Annotated in this window: 18 protein-coding genes; 12 read left to right on the plus strand and 6 right to left on the minus strand. The window is 46.4% G+C overall.

The genetic code is table 11. The features are described from left to right. The first annotated feature begins 49 nt into the window (after positions 1 to 49). Complete coding sequence (locus QUB20_RS00845; protein ID WP_333242312.1) at positions 50 to 856, plus strand: Tic22 family protein; 807 nt, start codon at positions 50 to 52, stop codon at positions 854 to 856. A 262-nt stretch (positions 857 to 1,118) separates the two neighbouring features. Continuing rightward, complete coding sequence (locus tag QUB20_RS00850; RefSeq protein ID WP_333242315.1) at positions 1,119 to 2,099, plus strand: HemK/PrmC family methyltransferase; 981 nt, start codon at positions 1,119 to 1,121, stop codon at positions 2,097 to 2,099. Between the two features lie 108 nt (positions 2,100 to 2,207). Here QUB20_RS00850 and QUB20_RS00855 read toward each other — a convergent pair whose 3' ends face one another. Together QUB20_RS00855 and QUB20_RS00860 are read right to left on the minus strand one after the other, a co-directional pair. Beyond that, a complete protein-coding gene (locus QUB20_RS00855) occupies positions 2,208 to 5,867 on the minus strand; it encodes a WD40 repeat domain-containing protein (protein WP_333242318.1) in 3,660 nt (1,219 codons plus the stop codon). A gap of 29 nt (positions 5,868 to 5,896) precedes the next feature. After that, positions 5,897 to 6,268 carry a hypothetical protein gene (locus QUB20_RS00860; protein ID WP_333242321.1) on the minus strand — a complete coding sequence of 124 codons (372 nt, stop codon included), beginning with the start codon at positions 6,266 to 6,268 and terminating at the stop codon, positions 5,897 to 5,899. Positions 6,269 to 6,826: 558 nt separating this feature from the next. Here QUB20_RS00860 and QUB20_RS00865 point away from each other — a divergent pair. Next, positions 6,827 to 7,420, plus strand: coding sequence for an L-threonylcarbamoyladenylate synthase (locus QUB20_RS00865; protein WP_333242324.1), 594 nt, complete (start codon positions 6,827 to 6,829; stop codon positions 7,418 to 7,420). A gap of 25 nt (positions 7,421 to 7,445) precedes the next feature. Further along, complete coding sequence (locus tag QUB20_RS00870; protein ID WP_333242326.1) at positions 7,446 to 8,381, plus strand: HAMP domain-containing sensor histidine kinase; 936 nt, start codon at positions 7,446 to 7,448, stop codon at positions 8,379 to 8,381. 451 nt (positions 8,382 to 8,832) lie between these two features. On the opposite strand, the gene QUB20_RS00875 is transcribed toward QUB20_RS00870, so the two are convergent. Together QUB20_RS00875 and hemB are read right to left on the minus strand one after the other, a co-directional pair. Further along, positions 8,833 to 9,321 (minus strand): GNAT family N-acetyltransferase, encoded by a 489-nt coding sequence (locus QUB20_RS00875; RefSeq protein ID WP_333053288.1) that lies wholly within the window; start codon positions 9,319 to 9,321, stop codon positions 8,833 to 8,835. A 634-nt stretch (positions 9,322 to 9,955) separates the two neighbouring features. Further along, entirely contained in the window at positions 9,956 to 10,939 is a 984-nt protein-coding gene (gene hemB, locus QUB20_RS00880) for a porphobilinogen synthase (protein WP_333053287.1), read from the minus strand. 300 nt (positions 10,940 to 11,239) lie between these two features. On the opposite strand from hemB, the gene QUB20_RS00885 reads away from it, so the two are divergent. The 3 genes from QUB20_RS00885 to QUB20_RS00895 all read left to right on the plus strand — a co-directional run bounded on the left by QUB20_RS00885 (position 11,240) and on the right by QUB20_RS00895 (position 13,339). Further along, a complete protein-coding gene (locus QUB20_RS00885) occupies positions 11,240 to 12,223 on the plus strand; it encodes a DUF1517 domain-containing protein (RefSeq protein WP_333242329.1) in 984 nt (327 codons plus the stop codon). Between the two features lie 329 nt (positions 12,224 to 12,552). Further along, positions 12,553 to 13,107 (plus strand): cyclic nucleotide-binding domain-containing protein, encoded by a 555-nt coding sequence (locus QUB20_RS00890; RefSeq protein ID WP_333053285.1) that lies wholly within the window; start codon positions 12,553 to 12,555, stop codon positions 13,105 to 13,107. A 109-nt stretch (positions 13,108 to 13,216) separates the two neighbouring features. Further along, on the plus strand, positions 13,217 to 13,339 hold the full coding sequence (locus QUB20_RS00895; RefSeq protein WP_333291088.1) for a hypothetical protein: 123 nt from the start codon (positions 13,217 to 13,219) through the stop codon (positions 13,337 to 13,339). A 125-nt stretch (positions 13,340 to 13,464) separates the two neighbouring features. On the opposite strand, the gene QUB20_RS00900 is transcribed toward QUB20_RS00895, so the two are convergent. Both QUB20_RS00900 and QUB20_RS00905 read right to left on the minus strand, forming a co-directional pair. Next, positions 13,465 to 13,911, minus strand: a complete 447-nt coding sequence (locus tag QUB20_RS00900; RefSeq protein WP_333242332.1) for a hypothetical protein — start codon at positions 13,909 to 13,911, stop codon at positions 13,465 to 13,467. Positions 13,912 to 14,236: 325 nt separating this feature from the next. Further along, positions 14,237 to 15,007: a hypothetical protein gene (locus QUB20_RS00905; RefSeq protein ID WP_333242335.1), complete on the minus strand. Its 771-nt coding sequence runs from the start codon at positions 15,005 to 15,007 to the stop codon at positions 14,237 to 14,239. 1,417 nt (positions 15,008 to 16,424) lie between these two features. Between QUB20_RS00905 and QUB20_RS00910 the strand changes: the two genes are divergently transcribed. The 5 genes from QUB20_RS00910 (at position 16,425) to QUB20_RS00930 (ending at position 24,570) form a co-directional block, all read left to right on the plus strand. Then, entirely contained in the window at positions 16,425 to 17,123 is a 699-nt protein-coding gene (locus QUB20_RS00910) for a class I SAM-dependent methyltransferase (RefSeq protein ID WP_333242338.1), read from the plus strand. A gap of 222 nt (positions 17,124 to 17,345) precedes the next feature. Beyond that, on the plus strand, positions 17,346 to 17,972 hold the full coding sequence (locus QUB20_RS00915) for a 7-carboxy-7-deazaguanine synthase QueE (RefSeq protein WP_333242341.1): 627 nt from the start codon (positions 17,346 to 17,348) through the stop codon (positions 17,970 to 17,972). Between the two features lie 122 nt (positions 17,973 to 18,094). Further along, the gene (locus tag QUB20_RS00920) at positions 18,095 to 18,538 is read left to right on the plus strand and encodes a retroviral-like aspartic protease family protein (protein ID WP_333178579.1); all 444 of its coding nucleotides are present in this window, start codon (positions 18,095 to 18,097) and stop codon (positions 18,536 to 18,538) included. 73 nt (positions 18,539 to 18,611) lie between these two features. Continuing rightward, a complete protein-coding gene (gene uvrA / locus QUB20_RS00925) occupies positions 18,612 to 21,572 on the plus strand; it encodes an excinuclease ABC subunit UvrA (protein ID WP_333242343.1) in 2,961 nt (986 codons plus the stop codon). Positions 21,573 to 21,768: 196 nt separating this feature from the next. Next, entirely contained in the window at positions 21,769 to 24,570 is a 2,802-nt protein-coding gene (locus QUB20_RS00930) for a DNA methyltransferase (RefSeq protein ID WP_333242345.1), read from the plus strand. The last annotated feature ends 39 nt before the right edge of the window (positions 24,571 to 24,609 follow it).

The following is a 24,609-nucleotide window of genomic DNA, read 5'->3' on the forward strand; positions in this document are numbered from 1 at the left end:
GCGAGTCTTTGCGTTAATGTGTTTCAGGATCGCTCCTGATGGAAAAAACATGAAATCATTAGTTCGTTTGGGCGCAATATTGGGAATTGTCGGCAGCACTCTGCTGGGCCCCTCCCCAATTGGCCAGATGTCTGCACTGGCACTGCCGGAGCCGCAAATTTTGGAAAAATTGCGCTCGGTGCCAGTATTTACAATTACAGACGCTCAGGGTGCGCCCTTGATCGCTTCTGTTCCTAAGCAGGGTGAGGGTCAAACTGGTAATGCTTCCGTGGCGGGAATTTTCATCAGCCAGAAAGATGCTCAAGCTTTTGTCGATCAACTGAAAACCAGAAATCCTCAGTTGGCGGCCACGGTGCGCGTGATGCCAGTATCCCTGGGCGAAATTTATCAGCTCACTCAAGCAAATAAAGGTAAGCCGGAGGAAGTGCAATTTGCTTTCGTTCCGGCTCCACAGCAGGTGCAGTCGGCTAAAACTGTACTTCAGCAGACTGGTCAACAAGTTAATGAGTTCAACGGTGTACCTCTGTTTTTGGCAAGAGGCGGCGCAGAAAATGGTTATTTGACGATTCAGCGGGGTCAGCAAGAGGTGATTCCCTTGTTTTTTAACAAGGAGGATTTACAGGGTATGGTCGATCGTTTTAAGCAGCAGCAGCCCAACGTGACAGCCACAATTAAGATTGAGGTGGTGAACTTGGAGAGCGTTTTGGAAGCTTTGCGTACTGAGAACGACCCGTTTTTGACCCAAATGATTTTGGTTCCGTCGCGGGAGTCGCTGGAATTTGTGCGCTCGCTCCAACCTGCCGGTGCGGGCCAAAATCCACAGGTTGCTCCGGCTCCAGCTCGGCCGGCTCGCTAATATTTAGTCAGTTGACTGTTGACTGTTGACTGTTGACAGTTGACAGTTGACTGTTGACAGTTGACCACGAATTTCAAAGGTGGTACCCGCCACGTGATTTATCCGTGGAATCAATCCCCAATCTCAAATCGAAAATCCTCAAGAAAGAGCATTTATCCGTGGGGTCGCCTCTAAAATCTAAAATCGAAAATCGATTGACTGTTGTCATTAGTTACCAATTCCCGATGCTTTTAGGCCCGATGCCCAATTCCCAAAAAGTATTATGTTAGTTTCTGGTTTAGAGCTTTGGCAGTGGGTGAATCAAGCTAAAACAGAGGCGATCGCCCATGACATTCCCCTAGCAGAAATCGACTGGCTGCTGCAAGAGCTGGCAGGTTTGGATAGGTTGGCTCTGCGTTTGGAGTCGTTTAAAGATTTGCCAAAAATAGAATTAAAGTTGTCTTTATCTGAACTTGTTCAATTGTGGCAGCGACGCTTGCAGGAACGGGTGCCGGTGCAGTATTTAACGGGAGTTGCACATTGGCGGCATTTTTCGCTCAAAGTAACGCCGGCGGTGCTAATTCCGCGTCCTGAAACGGAATTGCTGATCGATTTGGCTGTAGAAGCTGTTAAAAGCCGTTTAGAAGCAGAAAATATCAATCAAAAATCTACCCCCCCCAACCCCCCCTTACTAAGGGGGGGAGAAGATTTAAACTTCTCCCAGCTTCGGGGGGGAGAATTTGCCCAATCGCATTGGGTGGATTTGGGGACAGGCAGCGGGGCGATCGCGATCGGCTTAGCTTCTGCGTTGACAAATGCTAGGGTTTATGCGGTAGATTGCAGTTCGGAAGCTTTGGCAGTGGCTCGACTGAATGCTGAGAATTTGGGTTTTGCATCGCGAATTAATTTTTATCAAGGTTCGTGGTGGGAACCGCTAGAATTTCTCAAAGGTCGCGTTAGCGGCATGGTGTCTAACCCCCCTTACATTCCCAGCAGCACGGTGCTGACTCTGGAACCGGAAGTTTTGAAGCACGAACCTCATCTGGCTTTAGACGGCGGTTTTGACGGGTTAGAGTGCATCCGGCATTTGGTAGAAACGGCTCCCGATTATTTAGAATCTGGGGGTGTTTGGTTGGTTGAGATGATGGCGGGACAAGAAACGGCGGTAGCTGATCTGCTGCAAAGTCACGGGAGTTATGGCAATGTTCAGATATTTTCTGATTTAGCAGGGATCGATCGGTTTGCTTTAGCCTATCGACGTTAGGGATCAAGGCAAAAAAAGATATAATTTATCGAATGTGCATTGTTGCTTGATTTTCCGAGATATAGTTGGGAAAGAAGTAAGAAGGTATTGTCCTAATAAATGGAAGCATCATTTCTGACTTTTCCCAGTACCAATACCATCACATAGATGTCTGTCACTTTCGCTGATATTTGCGCTGGGGTTCTGCAAATAAACCCGCACCTTATCGCAACCGCGCACCAGTAAATCGTCAAAATTAACATCCCACAAAATCACTGTCTTGTCATCACTGCCAGAAGCCAAGGTTTTACCATCGGGGCCGAAACTGACACTCCAAACCGTATTGCTATGCCCCTTGAGGGTGCGGATTTCCTTGGCGGTGGTAACATCCCAGAGTTTGATGGTCTTATCATCACTGCCAGAAGCCAAGGTTTTGCCATCACGGATGAAACTGACACTCCAAACCGCATTGCTATGCCCCTTGAGAGTGTGGATTTCCTTGCCGGTGGTGACATCCCAGAGTTTGATGGTGTTGTCACCACTGCCAGAAGCCAATGTTTTGCCATCGGGGCTGAAACTGACACTCACCACCCAATTGCTATGCCCTTTGAAGGTGTGAATTTCTTGGCCGGTGGTAACATCCCAGAGTTTGATGATGTTGTCCTCACTGCCAGAAGCCAATGTTTTGCCATCGGGGCTGAAACTGACACTCGAAACCCCTTTGCTATGCCCCTTGAGGGTGCGGATTTCCTTACCAGTGGTGACATCCCAGAGTTTGAGAGTTTTGTCCCAACTGCCAGAAGCCAAGGTTGTGCCATCAGGGCTGAAACTGATACTCCGAACCTGAACACTATGCCCCTTGAGGGTGCGGATTTCCTTACCAGTGGTGACATCCCAGAGTTTGATGGTGTTGTCACCACTGCCAGAAGCCAATGTTTTGCCATCGCGACTGAAACTGACACTCAAAACCCCTTTGCTATGCCCCTTGAGAGTGTGGATTTCCTTGTCGGTGGTGACATCCCAGAGTTTGATGGGGTTGTCACCACTGCCAGAAGCTAATGTTTTACCATCGGGGCTGAAACTGACACTCCTGATCTCATTACTATGCCCCTTGAGGGTGCGGCTTTCCCTGCCGATAGTAACATCCCAGAGTTTGATGGTGTTGTCATAACTGCCAGAAGCCAAGGTTTTGCCATCAGGGCTGAAACTGATACTCCGAACCTGAACACTATGCGCCTTGAGAGTGCGGATTTCCTTACCAGTGGTGACATCCCAGAGTTTGATGGTGTTGTCACCACTGCCAGAAGCCAAGGTTTTGCTATCGGGGCTGAAACTGACACTCACCACCCGATTGCTATGCCCTTTGAGGGTGTGAATTTCTTTGCCGGTAGTAACATCCCAGAGTTTGATGATGTTGTCCTCACTGCCAGAAGCCAATGTTTTGCCATCGGGGCTGAAACTGACACTCCTAACCGAACTGCTATGCCCCTGGAGAGTGCGGATTTCCTTGCCAGTGGTGACATTCCAAAGTTTGAGAGTTTTGTCCCAACTGCCAGAAGCCAAGGTTTTGCCATCGCGACTAAAACTGACACTTACAACCGTATCACTATGCCCCTTGAGAGTGCGAATTTCCTTACCAGTGGTGACATCCCAGAGTTTGATGGTTTTGTCCCCACTGCCAGAAGCTAAGGTTTTGCCATCAGGGCTGAAACTGACACTCAAAACCCCTTTGCTATGCCCCTTGAGGGTGCGGATTTCCTTGCCAGTGGTGACATCCCAGAGTTTAATGGTGTTGTCATCACTGCCAGAAGCCAAAATTTTGCTATCGGGGCTGAAACTGTTACTCACAACCGAATTGCTATGACCCTGGAGAGTGCGGATTTCCTTGCCAGTGGTGACATCCCAGAGTTTGATGGTATTGTCAGCACTCCCAGAAGCCAAGGTTTTGCCATCGCGACTAAAACTGACACTCACAACCCGATTGCTATGCTTTTCCAAGCGGTTACGTTCTCTTAACCCTGAAACTGCTTTTTGCAAAGCACCTACCAACTCTATTGAGGGTTCAGCTTTGAGACGTTGGACTAATACTCTTGCCCGTAAACTTTCTATCAACGCATCCAACTCTTTCCCTTGGCTCAAAAGTATATCCGCAGAACGAGCCATGACATCGCTCTTCGTGATTTCTGCTTGTCGCCATTGCCAGCCGGCGAACCCTGCTAGACTTAAAGCACCGATTAAGCCAGCACTTAACCCTAAAATGATCCGCTGTCTGAGGCGTTCTTGTTCTTGTTTCTGGCGTTCTTGTTCTTGTTTTTCGCGATCGCGCAGTATTACACTCTTCTGAATAAACTCTCGCTCCCCTGAACTCAGTTCCTCTGAGCGCTTTTGTAACCAACTTTCCGCTACTACCAGTGGCACACCCCGTAACGACGCCCCCTCATCTTGTTGCGCCTCTTGCCATTGTTGAATAGCCGCCCGTAAACGCTCTTGCCAAGAGCGAAAATCGCGGTCTGCTGACATCCATTGTCGCAGTGTACTCCAATTTTTAATCAGTGCTTCATGGACAACCTCGACTGTCTCAATACTTGCAGAATTCTGACTCGTTACCACTAACCGAGCATCAGCAAGTTGTTTGACTAATAACCAACTTTGCTCGCCCAATTCTGCTTTCAATGCCATTCGCCGCGTATCCTCGACACCCTCACCAGGACGCACTAATTGCACAAAAATCCGTTGTACCTGTTTTTGCTCAGAGGGATTCAATAGTTGATATTGAGTATTAGCATAAGTCGTTAAAGCACCTTGCACCTCGCCAATTTCCTCATAAGCAGTATGACTTAACTCTTTTCCCTTACGCCGCTTCCACAACTCCGTTAAAGCAAACTCTAATAATGGTAAATTTCCCGGTTCATTTTCGACACTATCAAGAATGCGTTTCACTAATCCATCGGCAAATTTTACCTCTAATTTATCAGCAGGTTTTTCAATCACCTGTGAAAGTTCCTCACGGTTCATTGCTCCTAGTTTAATATCCGCATTTTGCAATAAATCGGCAAAAGGACGATAGGAAAGAGCATTTCCCAAAAAATCCGCCCGCATTGTTGCCACCAATACCGCACTAGATAACTGGGAATTAGTAGCAGGAAAACTAGCTAATAAAATATCGAGGAAACTGCGGCGAACTGTATCATCACTACAGAGAGTGTATAGCTCCTCAAATTGATCCGCAATTAGTAAAACGCGATCATTAGGATGATTTTGTTGAATCTGGGCAAAAACATCAGCCAGAGGAAGTGTACCACCTCGAAAGTAATCAGCTAACTTGCGAGCTTGGGCAATGCGATCTGTGGCATCAAGTTCTTGTGTATAAAGGGGAACCAGCGCTAAAGCTAAAGCATGAAAAGGGTCATTTCCCGGACGAAAATGAGTAAATTTCCAATGACCTTTTTGTTGTAGCTGGGGTACAAGTCCTGCCAAAACTACAGAAGATTTACCACTTCCCGATGCACCTAAAACGGGAATAAAGTTACGGTTTTGAGTTGCCTGAAGGAGTTCTGTTACAAAGACTTCACGACCAAAGAAAAACTCGGCATCATCGGGACCAAAGTGAAATAAGCCGCGATAGGGACAGGGGAGATTTTCATCAGAATCCTTAGCCGAATCAGGAGGTGTAATTTTCGCCTCTTGACTGTAGTAAAAGTAGTTGTAGATAGTATTTTTTTCACCAACTACAAGACCTTTTACTTCCTCTGCAAACGTGGGATTGTATTTAGGTGTGTCCGGCTCCATTAAACCCTCTAGTGGCTGTTAATTCTATTTTAGCTAAATGTATTTGCTTGTGTGTTCCCGTCACCGATCTGAGCACCCTTGACCTCACCCTGAAACTCTGTTTTAAACTTACTTGCTGCTGCGGACTCTTCAGGTTCTATCTGTTTCAATAATTCTTCAGCTAATTTAACCATCTGAGGATCGTTGTAAATCTTGGCATTTTCAATTTCTTCTTGTAGAATAGCTTTACGGCCTTCGGAGTCGGGTTTTTTCTCTAATTGCTCAACTGCATTTACTACATCACTTTCATCACCAAATTTGTTTTTTAATGCCTTTTTGAGAGCTTCGTAACCATCTTTGATCACATCTTTAGCCATAGGAATAGCCAGAGCCGTCACAAATGCTGTAGTAATTGGGTCCATATTTTCTCTCTTTCCGTTAATTTTATGATAGAGCTAATTTTTTACCAAGGATAACTTTTTTATGCTTATTATAATGTACAGTTTCTCAGAACAATACTCCGGACAGTTTTTGGAACGCTACTACAAGCTTTACAGGGCAAGGATTATAAAAAAGTCGAATTAAATGTAAGTCAGGGGTGGAGCTGACATTGATTTAATTATCCACAGTGGCTCAAAGTCTTAGAGTATAAGCCATTGGGCCATATAAAAACTGTCCGGACTATTGTCAGAAGTGTTATAAGTTGTCATAAAACTTTACATCTAAGGAGAGGGACTTTTAAATGGGAATCTTTTAAATTTTTTATTGAAGCCAGAAATTTATTAGTAATTTACCCGATGCCGTCTCTGTATCCTGTCTCAGACTATAATTTTATTATACCCAAGCGTGCATTCAGCGGTGCAGAGCAATTGTCAAATTTCAAAAAATTGCTGCACAACAATATCGGGAAAAGCAGCTAGAATTATTTAAATAAAACGCCGACGCAATTCCTCAATCTAAAATCTAAAATCTACAATCGAATGACTCAAGTTTCGATCGACTCCCTAGTTCAAGGGGCAATTTCTGGTAATCATATCGTCAGTTTTCCTACAGATACTGTACCCGCTTTGGCTGCGCGTCCCGATCGCTCGGAGTTGATTTTTGCAGCTAAACGCCGCAGTCAAGACAAACCGCTAATTTTGATGGCAGCATCGGCGAGGGCTTTGTGGCCCTACGTGCAGGGAAGTCCAGCAGAGTTAAAATTGTGGCAGCAAGTGGCCGAATCCTATTGGCCGGGGGCGTTAACTTTGGTACTGCCGGCTTCGCCAAAAGTCCCGGCGGCGATGAATCCCATCGACCCGACTACAATCGGAATACGAGTGCCTAACCTTCCCCTTGCCCTAAAGATTCTAGAGCAGACAGGCCCTTTGGCTACTACCAGTGCTAATTTATCCGGCCAGCCGCCTCTGGAGTCGGTGGCAGAAATTGAGGCTCAGTTTCCCGAAGTCTTGACATTAGTTCCTTCTGAATTAGCAACAGCGACAACAGCTTCGAGTTTGCCTTCGACTGTGGCTAAATGGACGGGCAGCGAGTGGGAAATATTGCGACAAGGCGCGATCGAGTTAGAATGCTAAAAGCTAAACTCCAAGGCAAAGCAATATGGCGCCGATCGGCTGGAGCAACTTTATATATTTAGGTATGGGACTGGGGCTGGGTTTGGGAAGCAGTTTGATTTGGCGCCTGCGGCAAAAAAGCTCGCAACAGCCCGAACCGGCGCCCAAAGTGGCCCCACCTCCTCAAGAAATTCACTTAGAGAAGTTTGATGCCCTTTCCGAGCAACTTAAGCAAACTCAATTGGCTTATCAGATGGCATCGGAGATGAGCCAATTTAAGGCGGGTTTTTTGGCTCGGACTTCTCACGAGTTGCGATCGCCCCTGAGCACTATGATTGGTACGCTGCAATTAATTCTCTCAGATTTGTGCGACGATCCTGCTGAGGAACGAGAGTTTGTCGAGCAAGCTCACGCCGCGGCACTCAAGCTGGTGAAATTAATAGATGAAATTATCTCTGTTGCTAAAACTGAACACGGCACTGAAAGGATGGATATTGAGCCGATTCAGTTAGCTAAGGTTTTTGACGAGGTTGATGATTTAACTTACTTGCAAGCTGCTAATCGCGGCATTCGTTTGGAGATATTGCCGCCAGATCCGGGGATTTATGTATTGGCAGATTTGCCGAGGTTTAGGCAAGTTTTAGTCAATTTGGTAGATACTGCTGTTGCTCAGATGGAGGAGGGGAGTATTTCTGTTTCTGCCCATGCTTCGCCGGAATCTGGATGCGTTCACATTTGGGTGGACGATCAGCGTTCAGTGAGTGCTTGGAGCGAGTCTTGGGATTTGCTGAAGCACAATTTGGAGTGTGATATTACCAAGAGCAGCGATAATTCTCAGGTGTCTTCTGGAATGAGGTTATTGATGAATCAGACTCTTTTAAGTTTGATGAGCGGAAAGTTGGAGGTTCTGGCTGTGCCTTCTGAGTCCGAAGAGTGCAATTTTAACCGGACTCAGTGTTCTATTCCTTTGGCAACTTTCTGATGAAGGAAGTTCGATCGCGAGCAATGTACGGGATGTAACGGAGATATTGCACCATTGTAAGCAACAGGCTGGACGGCCTGTTCCACCAGAGATGAATTTTATTGTGGAACAGGCACCATTGTAAGCAACAGGCTGGACGGCCTGTTCCACAAGAGATGAATTTTATTGTGGAACAGGCACCATTGTAAGTAACAGGCTGGACGGCCTGTTCCACAAGAGATGAATTTTATTGTGGAACAGGCCGTCCAGCCTGTGCCTAAAAGGCTAATTGAGAATGGTGCAACATATGAAATGTAACGGAGGTGGGGAAGAGGGCAAAGGATTTAACAGATTTAACCGAGGTGGGGAAGAGGGAAGAGGGAATATGAAACAAGGAAATTATTTATAGGGAGTAAGGTGCGCCGAAGAGCACCCTACATATTATAGATTTTGATGCCAATCGGGTGATTATTTAACAATTAGCAGTTAGCAATTCGCCGTTGCTAATTTCTAATTCGAGATTCTCTTCTAGAAGCTGATTTTCTAGTACCATGGTGGTGCTAGCGTTTTGCTGAAAACCGATGCGCTCGTAGAAGCTTTGCTTGTAAGTTGTCATCAGGTAAACTCGCTCTACGCGGCACATCCGAGGGTGACTCAAGACGGTTTGCACTAATTTGCGGCCGAGTCCTGCACCTTGGTAATCCGGGTGAATGGCGACATCCCAGATGGTAGCTCGATAGATGCCATCTGAGGTGGCTCTGGCAAAGCCGATCGCCCGTGAGCCGTCCCACACTGTAACAACTGGTTCGCTGTTGGCGATCGCAATTTCCCAATCTTCTATCTTGCGTTCCCTCGCCCAAAAGGCGGCGGCTTTAAATAGTTCTTGGATCTGTACGATGTCGGCGCGATCGCGACCTATACAAAATTGAATGTGACTGGAATCCCTAGTCGTTGATGTCATGCTCAATCTGCCTTGAAGTTGTATCTCAACTGTGTTACTTTTACTGTTTTACACGAGTGAAAGTTAATTTTGCTTGGGAACGATCAATGGTTGAATTCCCCATTTACAAAACTATTTTTATTCATACATATTTTCTAACTAATTTCGGTGATCATTAATACTTTTTGGGGTAAATTTTGAAAAAAAGTCTTTGACTCAAAATTCCCAACTTAGAACTTATACCATTTGATATTTGAGATTAGAGATTTTAGATGGGAATGACTGATTTTTTAGGGGTTGGGAGTTTGTCTACAGAGAAACCTGGTTTTTTCATAGCAATACTTCGTTACAACAGAAATGTTGTACCATTGTCAATAAGCTTTTTATGAACAGGCAAGATGCCTGTTCCACAAGAAAATTCACTCTTTGTGGAACAGGCATCTTGCCTGTTCTTGAGAATGGTGCAATATCTCAGTTACAGCCCACTGAAACGGTAAAAACCCGGTTTCGAGGCGTCGTTTATAGGTAAGCGATAGCTTGTGTCTTGCCTAATTGCTCAAAAATCATCTATCGAGAGAGGTGTTGACTCCACAAGAACACCCGAAGATTGTGCTGTGGAGTCAATTCTTTAATCTCTAATCTCAAATCAAATGAATCAGTTTTGCAGCCAGCGGGCGGCGTCTTTGGCGTGATAAGTCAAAATCAAATCACAACCAGCACGCTTGAATCCTGTCAAAGTTTCCATCACTACTCTTTCTTCATCTATCCAACCGTTGAGGGCGGCGGCTTTCACCATCGCATATTCCCCAGAAACGTTGTAAGCAGCAACTGGCAGGTTAGTTGCTTCCTTCACGCGCCAGATGATGTCCATATAAGCTAAAGCGGGTTTAACCATGAGCATATCTGCGCCTTCGGCAATGTCGAGAGCAATTTCTTTCAGAGCTTCGCGGCCGTTTCCGGGGTCCATTTGATAGGTGCGTCGATCGCCAAATTGCGGGGCAGACTCTGCTGCATCTCGGAATGGGCCATAATAAGCTGAGGCGTATTTTGCCGCGTAAGACATGATGGGAATATCTTCAAATCCAGCGGAGTCCAATCCTTCGCGAATTGCTCCGACAAAACCGTCCATCATTCCCGAAGGGGCGATAATATCTGCACCGGCTTTAGCTTGAGCAACAGCGGTTTTCTTCAGCAATTCTAGTGTGGGATCGTTCAATACGCGGCCGCTTAAATCTCCGACTTCCAAATAGCCACAGTGACCGTGAGTGGTATATTCGCACAGACAAGTATCGACCATGACGATTAAATCTGGTACGGCTTTTTTAACTGCTTCCGTCGCTTTTTGGACGATGCCGCAGTCGTGCCAAGCACCTGTCGCGTCGGTATCTTTGTCTGCGGGAATGCCGAATAAAATAATAGCCGGAATGCCGAGGTCGTAGACTTCTTTTGCTTCTTCTACTATTTTGTCTACCGATAGCTGGAAAACTCCGGGCATCGATGTGACTTCTTTAGCAAAAGCTTCCCCCGGTACGGCAAATAGGGGGTAAATTAAATCGCTGGTTGTCAAGATATTTTCGCGCACCATCCGGCGGAGTTGGGGATGGTTGCGGAGGCGGCGGGGGCGGTGAGTTGGAAACATAATGTTTTTTTTACGGTAGATAAAGCCCTGTTTTCTAGGACTCGTGGCGCTTCTTTAAAAGTCTAGAGCTTATTGTTGGCCGATCGCCCTTTACATAAGTAAACTTCTGTAAAACCCGCGATGTCCATTGTTCGTGGTCAGGAATGCCAGTCCTTTCTAGGTTTTCTCGTTGGCAGACTCAGGCCTAACTGTGGTTGGATGGGTTGGTACGGATATCTCGCTGGCTTCACACCTATAACCAGGCTGCCCATTCGCGAGGATAGACTGTAAATTATAAATGTATCGAATAGTAACGGTCTTATGTACAAGCAACTAATTTCAAAGATGAAACCCCTTTTGAAATCACTATTTGCGATCGGTCTGGTACTGACGCTAGCCCTCGGTAACGCTGATGGAGCTCTGGCGGCCCGCAGCGGAGGACGCATCGGGGGCGGATCTTTTAGAGCTCCGGCGCGCAGTTACTCGTCTCCTAGTCGCACTTACGCACCGTCGGGAGGGGGCTACTACCCAGGTGGCGGCTTTGGAGGCGGCTTTGGTTTCCCGTTCTTGCTGCCGTTTTTTGGCTTTGGGGGTGGGTTTGGCGGCCTGTTCTCGATTTTGATTTTTATTTCGATCGCTAATTTCCTCGTCCAAAGCTTCCGCCGCGCCGGGGGCGGAACTGACGAACTGGGCAACAGCGCCCCCACTACCACCGTATCTGTCGCCCGCTTGCAAGTTGGTTTGCTAGCAGAGGCCCGCGGTTTGCAAGCCGAACTCGACGCCCTAGCGCAAAAAGCGGATACCGATACAGCAGCCGGTCGCGCTCAAGTGCTGCAAGAATCTACTCTGGCGCTGCTGCGGCATCCTGAATACTGGGTTTACGCGGGCGCTGAATCTGTGCAAACTCGCTTGGAAGCAGCCGAAGCTAAGTTTAATCAACTTTCTTTGGCAGAACGCAGTAAATTTACTGAAGAAACGCTCTCGAATTATAACAATCAGCTCCGGCAAGCAGGGAGCAGCAATATCCTGCCAGGTTTGCAGGAAAATGGGGCGCTGGTTGCTTCTGATTTGAATTCAGATCCTGGGGAATTTATTGTGGTGACGGTGATTGTCGGTACTCAAGGCAAATTGCAATTGCCAGCAGTGAAAAACTCTGAAGATTTGCGCCAAGCTTTGCGTCAGATTGGGGGAGTATCGAGCGAGCAGTTGCTGGCGGTTGAGGTGCTGTGGACTCCTCAAGCCAACGGGGACACTCTGACTGCTGACGATATGTTGGCCGGCTATCCTGATTTGCGATCGATTTAGTGAGCAAGACTGGGCGCGGAGCATTGTTTGCCGCGCCCCATCCCGCACCAAAGCTGGGCGGGTGAACCCACTTCCTTTTGAGACGGGAATTTCGCCGGATGTTGGGGAGGTCGATCGAGTTAAAAAAGATTGTTTAACAAATGCTAGTATTGAGAGATCATGCTGAAGCATGATTCATCTGCTATTGGCAAAGCCTGCCCGATATGGGTTTTGCGAAGAAGTTAGGCAGGATAAAAAAAACTTTATTGAGCGAGGACTGCTTCGGAAGAAGTTGCGATCGCGCCCATCTAAATTTTATATAAAGAAGAAGCGATCGAGAGCTAAAACTTATGGCCGACAGCAGCAGAAAAAAAGCACTTTTTATTTTGAGCCAGTTAAATAATGACGATATCAACTGGATCGTCCAAAAAGGCAAAAAGGAAGTTCTAGATCCGGGGGGGATTTTGATCCATGAAGGGAGACAGATAGATGCGCTCTACATTGTTTTGAAGGGGAGTTTGAGCGTTTTAATCGAGGCTGAGCGGACTAGAGAACTCGCTAAAATAGCCAGCGGAGAACTGGTGGGAGAAGTCTCTTTCATTGACGCTCGCCCTCCTTTAGCAACGGTAAAGGCGATCGAAGAAACTCACTTGCTGGCAATTCCTAGGCGGCAGTTAGTAATCAAACTTCAAAACGATATGGGCTTTGCTTCCCGCTTTTATTATGGAATTTCACTGTGTCTGGCAGATAGGATGCGCGGTACGATCAGACATATAGAATACGGTCGCAATATTGAATTAGATCAACCAGAATTTGAACGAGAGGATATCAATCCTAACGTCCTGGAAAATTTGGCGCTAGCTGAGGCTAAGTTTAATTGGCTGAGGGAAAATGTTAAAGCTTGAGGAATTTTAAGGCGTTTTTGAGCTGGGTGTGAAAACTGACCGATTGATACGGTAATTGAGAGGTGTACGATGTAACTCGCATCTTGCACCATTCTCAAGAACAGGCAAGATGCCTGTTCCACAAAAAATGAGTTTTCTTGTGGGGTGGGCGTCCTGCCCGCCCAAAAAAGGATTATTGATATTGGTGCAAGATGTACGATGTAAACTCTCAACTCAAAAAACAGATGTGTAAAACAAAATAGGGGCAGGTTTTACCGGAAATATCAATCGATAATTGCCGGAACTATAAAAACCCGCCCCTGTGCTTTGCAGTAGTTGCAACCTCGCGCGCTGAAACGCAACTACCAACCACACAATCTAGATAATGCCCGGCCCTTTGCCGCGGGTGTCTGCATCCATTGTCAGTTTTCCTTCTTCGCCTTTTTTATCTTTGATTTCTGCGAGAATTCGAGCGCGTTCTGCGGCTTCGGCTTCTTCTTTTGCTCTCAAATCGCCCGGTTCGTTGATGTACATTTCCGGTTCGATCGCGTAATTGTTAACTAGACCTTCTTGGTCTACTGTATAACCATCTGTAGTGTGAATGCTTTCGTCATCGGTTTGGTCATCAGTTTTTGCACTTTTCTGCTTCCCTTCGGTGGTATGGTGCATGAAGTTAGCGCCTTCGCGTTCTTGCCGCGCTGCTGTCTCCGCAGGAGTAATGCCCCTGTCGTAGTGGGGGGCTTCCATATTGGCTTCGATTTGTTCGTCGGCCGGTGTTGATTTGCTAACTTCTTTTTTGGGGGGTATTGGTTGGCGATTAGTCATGATTTATTCCTGAGTTATCTTTTCAAAAAGGTCTTTGGCTTATGTTTAAATATTAATCCAAAGCTAGCTCATTCACAAACTATCTTTGGTTATAGTTTGCGAAAAATTGCTGTTAGGGAAAATACCTTTATTGCGTCTTCCTGAAGACTGATAAAATTCTGTTTTTCTTAAAAGTTTCACTATTTGCGGCTATTGGGCATCTATCTAAAGATAGTAAATTGGGAATTGGGCATCGGGCATCGGGCATTGGTAACTAATGACAACAGTCAACAGACAACAGTCAACAGACAACTGTCAACTGTCAACTATCAACTATCAACAGACTTTACGATTCTTTAAAGAAGCGGATGATTTCGCGGACGTGGTTGAGAAATTGTCCGTCATCGGTGAGTTGGGCGATCGCACTTTCTGCATCTCTTCTCAGGTGAGTGTGTTCTGCCTGATTTGTCGCTTGCAAAGATTGTAGAGATGCGGATACAGTAGTTAATTCTCTTCGGATAGCTTCCCGTTCCCGATTTTGGACAGCCACCCACGAATTCGGATTGTCTGAACTTAATTGATTGCTCAAATCTTTAACTGTCGATTCTAACTTTGCAAAGCGGCTGCGGAGTTCGACAATATCTTCACGGGGGTGCAAAAATTCGCGGCGGATACTTGTCAGCCGCTGGGCTAAATACTGATAACCTCGGATAGCTGGACGCAGTACAGTTAACAGCAGTGCTGCAGCGGAACTGAGATAGCCAATAGCACTAATTCCGGCGGCGGCTAGGCCGTAAAGTGCGATCGCGCTAAACAGGTGAAGTGCGATCGCCGCCAAGAGCGATCGGCTAACTAATACAGTAACGTATTTGACTTGTTCCCGATCGACAGCAATGTTTTTTTTAGTCGATTCTGCGGCTTGCGCTAAAACTTCTTTAGCTTCAAAATGGATATTCCAGGGAACTGTAACTATCAGCAACAGCCATTCAAAAATAGCAATGGCAATTACCCAATCAATAAAACTGCCGGCGGACACGTGCAGCCATTGCAGAATGGCAAAAACTAGCAGCAAAAATATGCCTGTGGCGGCACCAAAACCTGCGAAAGTGTAATACATAGCGATGCCTTGGTGGAATGTTGTTTTGATTGTGGGTAGCTGCTTTAGGTCTGGAGTAATAAACTGTGACAGTTAAGTGAGCGTCCTATTAATCCCGGTTCATTAGTTATGAGTAAAAGTGCAGACCAAGGGTTGCGATAAACCTGTTTTTTCCCACAAAGGCTTGCTCTACCTCAATCGTGGAATGTTGTTTTGATTGTGGGTATGTTGTTTAGGTGTGGAGGAATAAGCTGTGACAGTTAAGAAATCGTCCTATTGAACCCAGTTTATTAGTGATTAGTAATACTCTGAGACACAAGGGTTTCCAAACGCCGGGTTTTTTTAAGAAAAATACACGGGCTTTAACCCATCAATAATAGTTAAATGAAACGGTTGGTTTGTGAGGAGTGCATAAGTTCTAAATAATGAATCATTGGCGATTAGTGAGCGGGATGAAGTCACCGTCTCCCCAACTCATACCATTAGAAAGTTGAAATTTAGCAATTCTAAATGAGTCACAAAAATTTATCTTAATTAATACCAACTTCATCAGAATTGGGGAAGCCCAATGTGTTTGCAATTGATTTAGGATTTCTATTTAAGATTTGAGATTAGGAATAACTGATTATGTTTGGGTGTGCAGCTTGTCTACAGTGGCATTTTTTTGAGAAGTGGTATCACTCACGGCGTTACGCATGGGGAGGAACGCAGCAATCTGGAAACCATCCCCTCTCTCAACTTTTATTTTTCAGATCTGCTAAATCACCTGTGGCTGAGTTGACACTCCCCAGCCTAAAGGCGTGGGGATTCTTAATTCATCGACTGACCTTTAAGCACCATGTCCTTGCGGCAGTCCTTAAACCTTTCAACCGTACAATAGTACAAATTGACGAGTCTAATTCACTGTTACCCCAGAGGGTCTATCTCCAAAAGCGTACTAGGATACAAGCAAGCGAGTTTGGGTATGCCCTACCCTACTTAACAAATCAAGAAATTGTTTGTTGTTACTGGTTTAAGGATGCGTTGATCCTTTAGCTGTTTTAAGAGTTTTCGCCGCTCTGCGTCCCCCGGTTTATACCTAAAAGTGTGTCTTAACTGTTTCACGATGGTAAAGGAGTTTAACCTTGACGATTTTAGTATACTACCAATACCAGCAATTCCTGATTTTTAGGAATGGATTTAAGAAATTAAAGCCGCCCTAGAAGGCGATGTACTGAGCGTAGCCGAAGTGACGGGGTTTTAAACCCAATTTCCTGATAAACTGATTTGGAAGTAGAGCGCGCGTTTTGCAAGTTGCCTCTGTGTAACCGAGACACTGATACTGCAACCTGCCCTCAGCCACAGCAAAATAGATGCCTAAATTAACTCTACATTCTCCGATTTCCATTAACAGCGCGTCTACAATCTAAAATCAAAAGTGAGCAGCAAGGACAAACCAATGGCGAACTCAACTCTTGGCCTAGAACATCAACTTTACGATTATCTGTTATCTATTTCTCTGCGGGAGCCAGATATTCTCGCTTCACTACGGGAAGAAACGGCTAAACATCCTATGGGGATGATGCAGATTGCTCCCGAACAAGGTCAGTTTATGGAGCTCATGGTGCAGCTTATGGGAGCGACCAAAACCTTAGAAATTGGCGTTTTTACTGGTTATAGTGCGCTGTGCGTAGCTTTAGCACTGCCTCCTAACGGTCAAATTATTGCCTGCGATGTCAGCGAGGAATATACTGCGATCGCACGACGCTATTGGGAAGCTGCGGGCGTGGCTAATAAGATTTCTTTGCAGTTGGGCCCAGCAATAAATACTCTCGACAAACTAATAGCCGAGGGACAAGCTGGAACCTTTGATTTTGCCTTCATCGACGCCGATAAAGAAAATTATGAGGCTTATTTTGAGCGATCGCTGCAACTTGTACGAAATGGCGGTTTAATTGTAATTGACAATGTTCTGTGGTCTGGACGAGTTGCCGATCCTCAAGTACAAGACGAAAGCACCCTCGCCATTCGTAGTTTCAACGACAAATTGCGTAACGATCCCAGAGTTACTCTCAGTGTTGTCCCCATTGCTGACGGGCTGACTTTGGCCCTGAAACGTCGCTGGGCTACTCTGATGGAACCTGAACAGCATAATTAAAGAGTTATTTGCGGTTTGTGGTGGATTTCTAAGGATTTATACAAAAGCTATGAAGAAACCCGATTTCTGAGTGAAGCTTCTGAGATAAAACGGATATTTTTTTTCATAAACCCCGTTTATGCGTTCAGAACTGTTTTTATTTGCTGCAAACCGCGAAGAAATAACAATTTAAGAATATTATATCTAAACAACGTAATTAATTGATTTGAGGCGTAACTTCGGGTGTCTAATTTACAACTAAAATTACCAATTCACGAAACTTTTCAGTGTACTGTTCAAGGCGAAGGTTACTGGACGGGGACTTTAGTTGATTTTATCAGATTGGCCGGTTGCCCTGTGCGGTGTCCTTGGTGTGACACAGGGTACGAAAATGGGGGCAAAGGTTTGCCGTCTGTGCCGCAGTCGATCGCACAATTGCTCGCTCAATTGCAGTCTCCGAGGGTAGTCATTACTGGTGGCGAACCTTTTATACACCGGGATTTGCCTGAGTTAGTTGAAGCTTTGTTAGAAGCTGACAAGCAGGTGAGTATTGAAACTTCGGGTGCTTACTGGCAGGATGTTTCCCCGCAGGCTTGGATTACTCTTTCTCCTAAAGAACACGTCAATCCTCAATATCCGGTGCAAGAGCTTTTCTGGACTAGAGCAAATGAAATTAAGTTAGTGATTAGCACGGGCGAAGAAGTTGAGTTTTATCACAAGCATTTGGCAAGTAATGTGAATATTCCGATTTTCTTGCAACCAGAATGGAACTCCAAAAATTTATCGATTCCAATTATCTTGGAATTGCTGAAACAAAATCCTAGTTACAGGCTATCTTTGCAAACTCACAAATTTATTGGTGTGCAATAAATTGATGACTTAGCCCGATCTATTCGTCAGTGGGCGGTGCAGAATGGGGAGTGCATCGCCTTACAATCTGTGGAAATATGTGCGCTATAATTAAAGCAGCAATTTATGATAATTTGAACGTAATGGAAACAACTACGGAAACCCTAATGGGAAAAGTTATCACAACCCTAGTAATTACGAATCGGCTGGATGAAGGGAAAGCAGAAGATAATCTGATTCCCATCGAGCAAGTGAGGTCTGTTACTCTAGAAAATGTTTTGGTGGATACGGGCGCGACAACTTTGTGTTTGCCTAAAGATGTCATCGCCAGATTGGGTTTGAAAATCCTCAAGCAAGTGGTTGTGGAAACAGCCACGGGTATTAGTGAGGCGAGGATTTTTCAAGATGCCAAGATTTCTCTGTGCGGCCGCGAAGGGACTTTTGAGTGTTTGGAATTGCCAGAGGGGAAAACTCCACTTTTAGGGGTGATTCCGATGGAAGCGCTGGGAATTGAAGTGGATTTGAAAAATCAAAGATTGAAGGTTTTGCCCGACGGGCCGACGGAAACTTATTTGACAATTCTTTGATATTCTTGAGTTTGGATGCCAGCTATTCGATCGGCAGCGCTAAGATGGTTAAGCACTGTTTTGCACTACTCTCATGTCCCAACGCGCCGAAACCTCAAACAGCCAGCCAAGTGCATCCCGCAACGGGCATAATGTGACGAATGCTCACTCTCACAACCAAAATACGATTCGGGTTCGCGGTGCGAGACAGCACAACCTGAAAAATATCGATCTGGAACTGCCGCGCGATCGCCTGATCGTTTTTACTGGCGTTTCGGGTTCTGGTAAGTCTTCCCTGGCTTTCGATACAATTTTTGCCGAGGGACAGCGCCGCTACGTCGAGTCTCTCAGCGCCTACGCGCGCCAGTTTTTGGGACAGTTGGACAAACCGGATGTGGACGCGATCGAGGGGTTGAGTCCGGCTATTTCGATCGACCAAAAGTCAACTTCTCATAACCCGCGATCGACTGTTGGCACTGTTACAGAAATTTATGATTATCTCAGATTACTCTACGGCAGAGCTGGCGAACCACACTGTCCGATTTGCGATCGCTGCATTGCGCCGCAGACAATTGATGAAATGTGCGATCGAGTCATGGCACTTCCCGACGGCACTCGCTTTCACCTTCTGGCACCAGTTGTGCGCGGAAAAAAAGGCACTCACCGCAAATTATTGTCGAGTTTAGCTGCGGAAGGATTTATCCGCGTCAAAGTTAACGGAGAAATTTTAGAACTTTCGGAAAATATCGAATTAGATAAAAATCATACGCACAATATCGAGATAGTTGTCGATCGGTTAATTAAAAAACCCGGTTTAGAAGAACGTTTAGTTGATTCTCTGGCAACTTGTTTGCGCCATTCTGAGGGGATTGCGATAATTGAAGAGTTACCAAGTGATGAAAATTCCGAACCACAGGGGCCGATCGTATTTTCCGAAAACTTTGCTTGTCCCGAACACGGCGCAGTAATGGAGGAACTTTCCCCCCGGTTATTTTCGTTTAATTCGCCCTACGGCGCGTGCCAAAACTGCCACGGTTTGGGGAGTTTGCGGACTTTTGCGCCGGAGTTGGTAGTTCCCGACGAGAAAGCGCCTCTTTATTGTGCGATCGCGCCTTGGTCAGACAAAGACAATTCCTATTATCTCTCTTTGCTTTGCAGTATTGCTGATACTTGCGGGTTTGATATCGACACTCCTTGGTATCGATTAAAGCCCGAACACCAGCGGGTAATTTTGTACGGCAATGAGTCCAAGCGCAGCGGAGAAGGTAAAAAGCGCGAGGGCAGCACTGATTTTAGGAGAGATTTTAATGGCGTAATTTCCATGTTGCAGCGCCAGTACGACGATACTGGTTCTGATTTGATTAAGCAGAAATTGGAACAGTATCGGGTCGATCGCTCTTGCGAGGTTTGTCACGGCAAACGCTTGAAACCCGAGGCGCTTTCGGTGCGGTTGGGACAGTACGGAATTGTAGATTTAACCAGTATTTCGATTCGCGAATGTCGCGAACGAGTAAATAATTTGGGATTGAGCGATCGGCAATTCCAAATATCCGATTTAGCCCTGAGAGAAATCAAAGCAAGGCTGCAATTTTTGCTCGATGTCGGGTTAGATTACCTGACTTTAGATCGCGCCGCAATGACGCTTTCTGGCGGAGAAGCCCAGCGAATTCGGCTGGCGACTCAAATCGGTTCTGGTTTGACGGGAGTGCTCTACGTTTTGGACGAACCCAGCATCGGACTGCACCAAAGAGACAATTTTCGCCTGCTGCAAACCTTAACAAAATTGCGTGATTTAGGCAATACTTTGATTGTCGTAGAACACGATGAAGAAACCATGCGAGCGGCCGACCACATTGTCGATATCGGGCCCGGCGCTGGCGTGCACGGCGGCAAAATTATCTCGCAAGGAAGTTTAGAAAATTTGCTGGCGGCAGAAGAATCTTTGACCGGGGCTTATTTGTCGGGAAAGCGAGTAATTGAAACCCCTAATGAAAGAAGAAAAGGCAACGGCAAAGCTCTCTCAATCATAAATGCGACGCGCAACAATTTAAAAAATATCGATGTCGAAATTCCCCTCGGAAAACTCGTCTGCGTGACGGGGGTTTCCGGTTCTGGAAAATCAACTTTAATCAATGAATTGCTGTACCCGTCGCTGCAACATTATATCACAAAAAAAGTGCCTTTACCACCCGATATGGACGCCCTCAAAACTAAAGGGGAACGCTCTCTAGAGGATGTGGTGGATAAGGTAATTGTAATTGACCAATCTCCCATCGGTCGTACTCCGCGTTCTAATCCCGCTACTTACACGGGAGTCTTTGATGTGATTCGGGATTTGTTTGCCGAAAGCATTGAAGCGAAGACAAGAGGTTACAAAGCGGGGCAGTTTTCTTTTAACGTGAAAGGGGGAAGGTGCGAAGCTTGCGGCGGCCAAGGGGTGAACGTGATTTCGATGAATTTTCTGCCGGATGTTTACGTGCAGTGTGAGGTTTGCAAGGGTGCACGGTACAACCGAGAAACGCTGCAAGTTAAGTACAAAGGCAAGTCGATTTCTGATGTTTTGAACATGACCGTGGAGGAAGCTTTGGAGATGTTTAAAAATATTCCCAGGGCTGGCGTCAGACTGCAAACTTTGGTTGATGTGGGTTTGGGTTACATTCAGTTGGGACAGCCGGCGCCGACGCTTTCTGGGGGCGAAGCGCAGCGGGTAAAATTGGCAACGGAACTGTCGCGCCGCGCTACTGGGAAGACGCTTTATTTAATCGATGAACCGACGACTGGTTTGTCGTTTTATGATGTTCACCATTTGTTAAATGTGCTGCAAAGATTGGTGGATAAGGGTAATTCAATTTTGGTAATCGAACATAATTTGGATGTGATTCGGTGCTGCGATTGGGCGATCGATTTGGGGCCCGAAGGGGGAGATAAGGGCGGCGAAATTATTGTGGCGGGGACGCCGGAGGAGGTGGCGGCAAATCCTCGTTCTTATACTGGGAAGTATTTGCAAGCGGTTTTGCAGCAGCATCCTTTGGGGGAGGCTGTAGCCGTTAGTTAATTCTCACTAAAGCACCTAACCTTCGATGAAGGGAAATGCTGATGGGGAGTAAGAAAGATGTAGGCGATCGCCCTCCACCCCAAAACGCTGCGATCGCAACCCCCATAATCGAAAATCAAGGTAAAATCCAAAATTGCGTTAAGAGGCGATAATGGAACCTCTGAGCTACCGCCCCTGAGCTACCTATGGTCGAAGTATGAATGCAGTCGAAATCGAAGAAGCAGTTTCCAGGCTCGCTGAAGCGCCCTTTGACTCGGAAGAGTTCCCCTTTGCCTTCCTCGAAGCCTTTGGTAACAAGCCGACGACTCTCAAGCGGCTCAAAAGCAAAAGCGGTGGCTCCAACCAATCGGATCTCGGTGGCGTACTCCAGCGTAACAATATTCATGTGAAGGTTTGCCCGGAAGGCGAGGTGACAAACACCCTCACGGCGTTGCGGGATAGTGCGGCGACGGCTCGGTATAAGGTTAAGTTTATCCTGGCCACCGATGGCAAAAGTTTTGAGGCGGAAAACCTCGTTGATGGGGAGATAGTCGCCTGCGACTACCCCGATTTTCACAACCATTTTGGTTTTTTCCTGCCATTGGCGGGCATTACGACAGTCAAGCAGATCCGGGAGAATGCCTTTGATATCAAGGCTACGGGGCGCCTCAACCGCCTGTATGTCGAGCTGCTGAAGGAGAACCCGGAGTGGGACAAGGCCGATCGCCGGGAAGCGTTAAATCACTTCATGGCGCGACTAATCTTCTGTTTTTTTGCGGAGGATACGAATATCTTTCACAGCAATGCCCTCTTCACTGCCACCATCGAACAAATGAGTGCGAGTGATTCGTCGAATACGCACGAGGTGCTGTCGGAGATGTTTCGGGCGATGTGTACGCCGCTTAAGGATCGGGAGGCGGCGAAGATTCGGAATTGGGCAGATAGATTCCCCTATGTGAATGGAGGGCTGTTTTCGGGTGGGGTGGCGGTGCCGCGTTTTAGCAAGATTGCCCGATCGTACCTGCTTCATGTTGGCAATCTGGACTGGACAAAGATTAATCCCGATATTTTCGGGTCGATGATTCAGGCGGTGGCGGATGATGAGGAGCGGGGTGCGTTGGGGATGCACTATACGAGTGTGCCGAATATCCTCAAGGTGTTGAATCCGCTGTTTTTGGATGATTTGCGGGAGCAATTGGAGGCAGCGGGGGATAACGCCCGTAAGTTGCTGAATTTGCGGCAACGGATGGCGCGAATTCGGGTTTTCGATCCGGCTTGTGGATCGGGGAATTTTCTGGTGATTGCGTATAAGAAAATGCGCGAGATTGAGTGGGAGATTAATCGTCTTCGGGGTGAGCCCGATCGCAAGTCTGAGATTCCGCTGACGAATTTTCGGGGAATTGAATTGCGTCACTTTTCCTGTGAGATTGCGCGGTTGGCGTTGATTATTGCGGAGTATCAATGTGATGTGTTGTATCGAGGGCCGAAGCTGGCACTGGCGGAGTTTTTGCCGCTGAAGGATGATAACTGGATTACCTGTGGGAATGCGTTGCGGTTGGATTGGTTGAGTCTTTGTCCGCCGACGGGGACGGGGGTGAAGGTGCAGCGGGAGGATTTGGATTTGTTTGGCGAGACGCGGGAAGTGGCGGAGATTGATTTTGAGAATGAGGGAGGGGAAACCTATATCTGTGGGAATCCGCCATATCTTGGGTCTAAGTGGCAAACCGATGAGCAGAAAGCCGAACTAGGAGACATTTTTGGTGACCGCACTAAGAGTTGGAAATCCCTCGATTATGTGGCGGGTTGGTTTATGAAGGCAGCAGATTACGGAATACAGACCAATTCTGCTGCCGCTTTTGTGTCTACCAATTCTATTTGCCAGGGGCAGCAGGTGCCGATTCTCTGGTCGCTGATTTTTGAAACAGGGCACGAGATCGTCTTTGCCCATACATCATTTAAATGGGCGAATCTTGCCAGTCACAATGCTGGCGTAACTGTTGTGATTGTCGGCATCTCAAATCACGCGGGAAGCCCAAAACGACTCTTTTCAATTGGTGAAAATAGTAAGACTATCGAGAAGAAGACAGACAACATAAATGCTTATTTAATTGCAAGCACAAACATTATTGTTGAAAAAGCATCGAAGTCTGATTGTGGCTTACCTCAAATGATTCGCGGCAATATGCCTTACGATGGAGGAAACTTGCTACTTTCGTCGGCTGATTTGGAAGAACTGGGCTTGTCCAAAAATCAAAACGGAAAATTTATCCGAACTATATACGGTTCCGCTGAATTTATAAAAGGTCTGCAACGCTACTGTTTGTGGATTGAAGACCAGCACTTAGAAGAGGCAATGTCCATAGAATTAATACGGAAACGCATTGAGGGAGTTCGTCAAATGCGGCTATCAAGTCGCGATAAAAGTGCCAATGACATGGCCAAGCGTTCTCACCAAATGCGAGAGATGAATGAATCAAAGCAATACACCATTGTTCTTCCAAGAATAACTTCTGAAAACAGAGATTATCTTCCAATAGGCTTACTTAAAGCGCCATCAGTTATTACAAGTCAAAATTTTGCATTATATGATGCTGAAATTTTCTATATCTCCATCATAGTTTCAAGATTGCATTGGGTGTGGATTAAGACTGTTTGCACCACAATGCGGACAGACTTCTCTTATACCAACACCCTCGGCTGGAACACCTTCCCCGTCCCCACCCTCACCGATCAAAACAAAGCCGACCTCACCCGCTGCGCCGAAGACATCCTGCTAGCGCGAGAGCACTATTTCCCCGCCACGATCGCCGATATGTACGATCGCGATCGTATGGATACCGAATTTCCTCTGGTTAGGGAAGCGCACGATCGTAATGACGAAATCCTGGAACGAATCTACATCGGTCGCCGCTTCAAAAACGACACCGAACGCCTCGAAAAACTGTTTGAATTGTACACAAAAATGACCAGTCAGCCAGCACTGCCAAAAATGTCCGCCAAACCTAAAGGAGGTAAATGAGGAGAAGTGCGATGGCTGCGCCCCGGCTTGCGCCTACGA

This window comes from Microcoleus sp. B4-C2 (assembly GCF_036705265.1).
In the GTDB taxonomy this organism is placed as follows: domain Bacteria; phylum Cyanobacteriota; class Cyanobacteriia; order Cyanobacteriales; family Microcoleaceae; genus Microcoleus.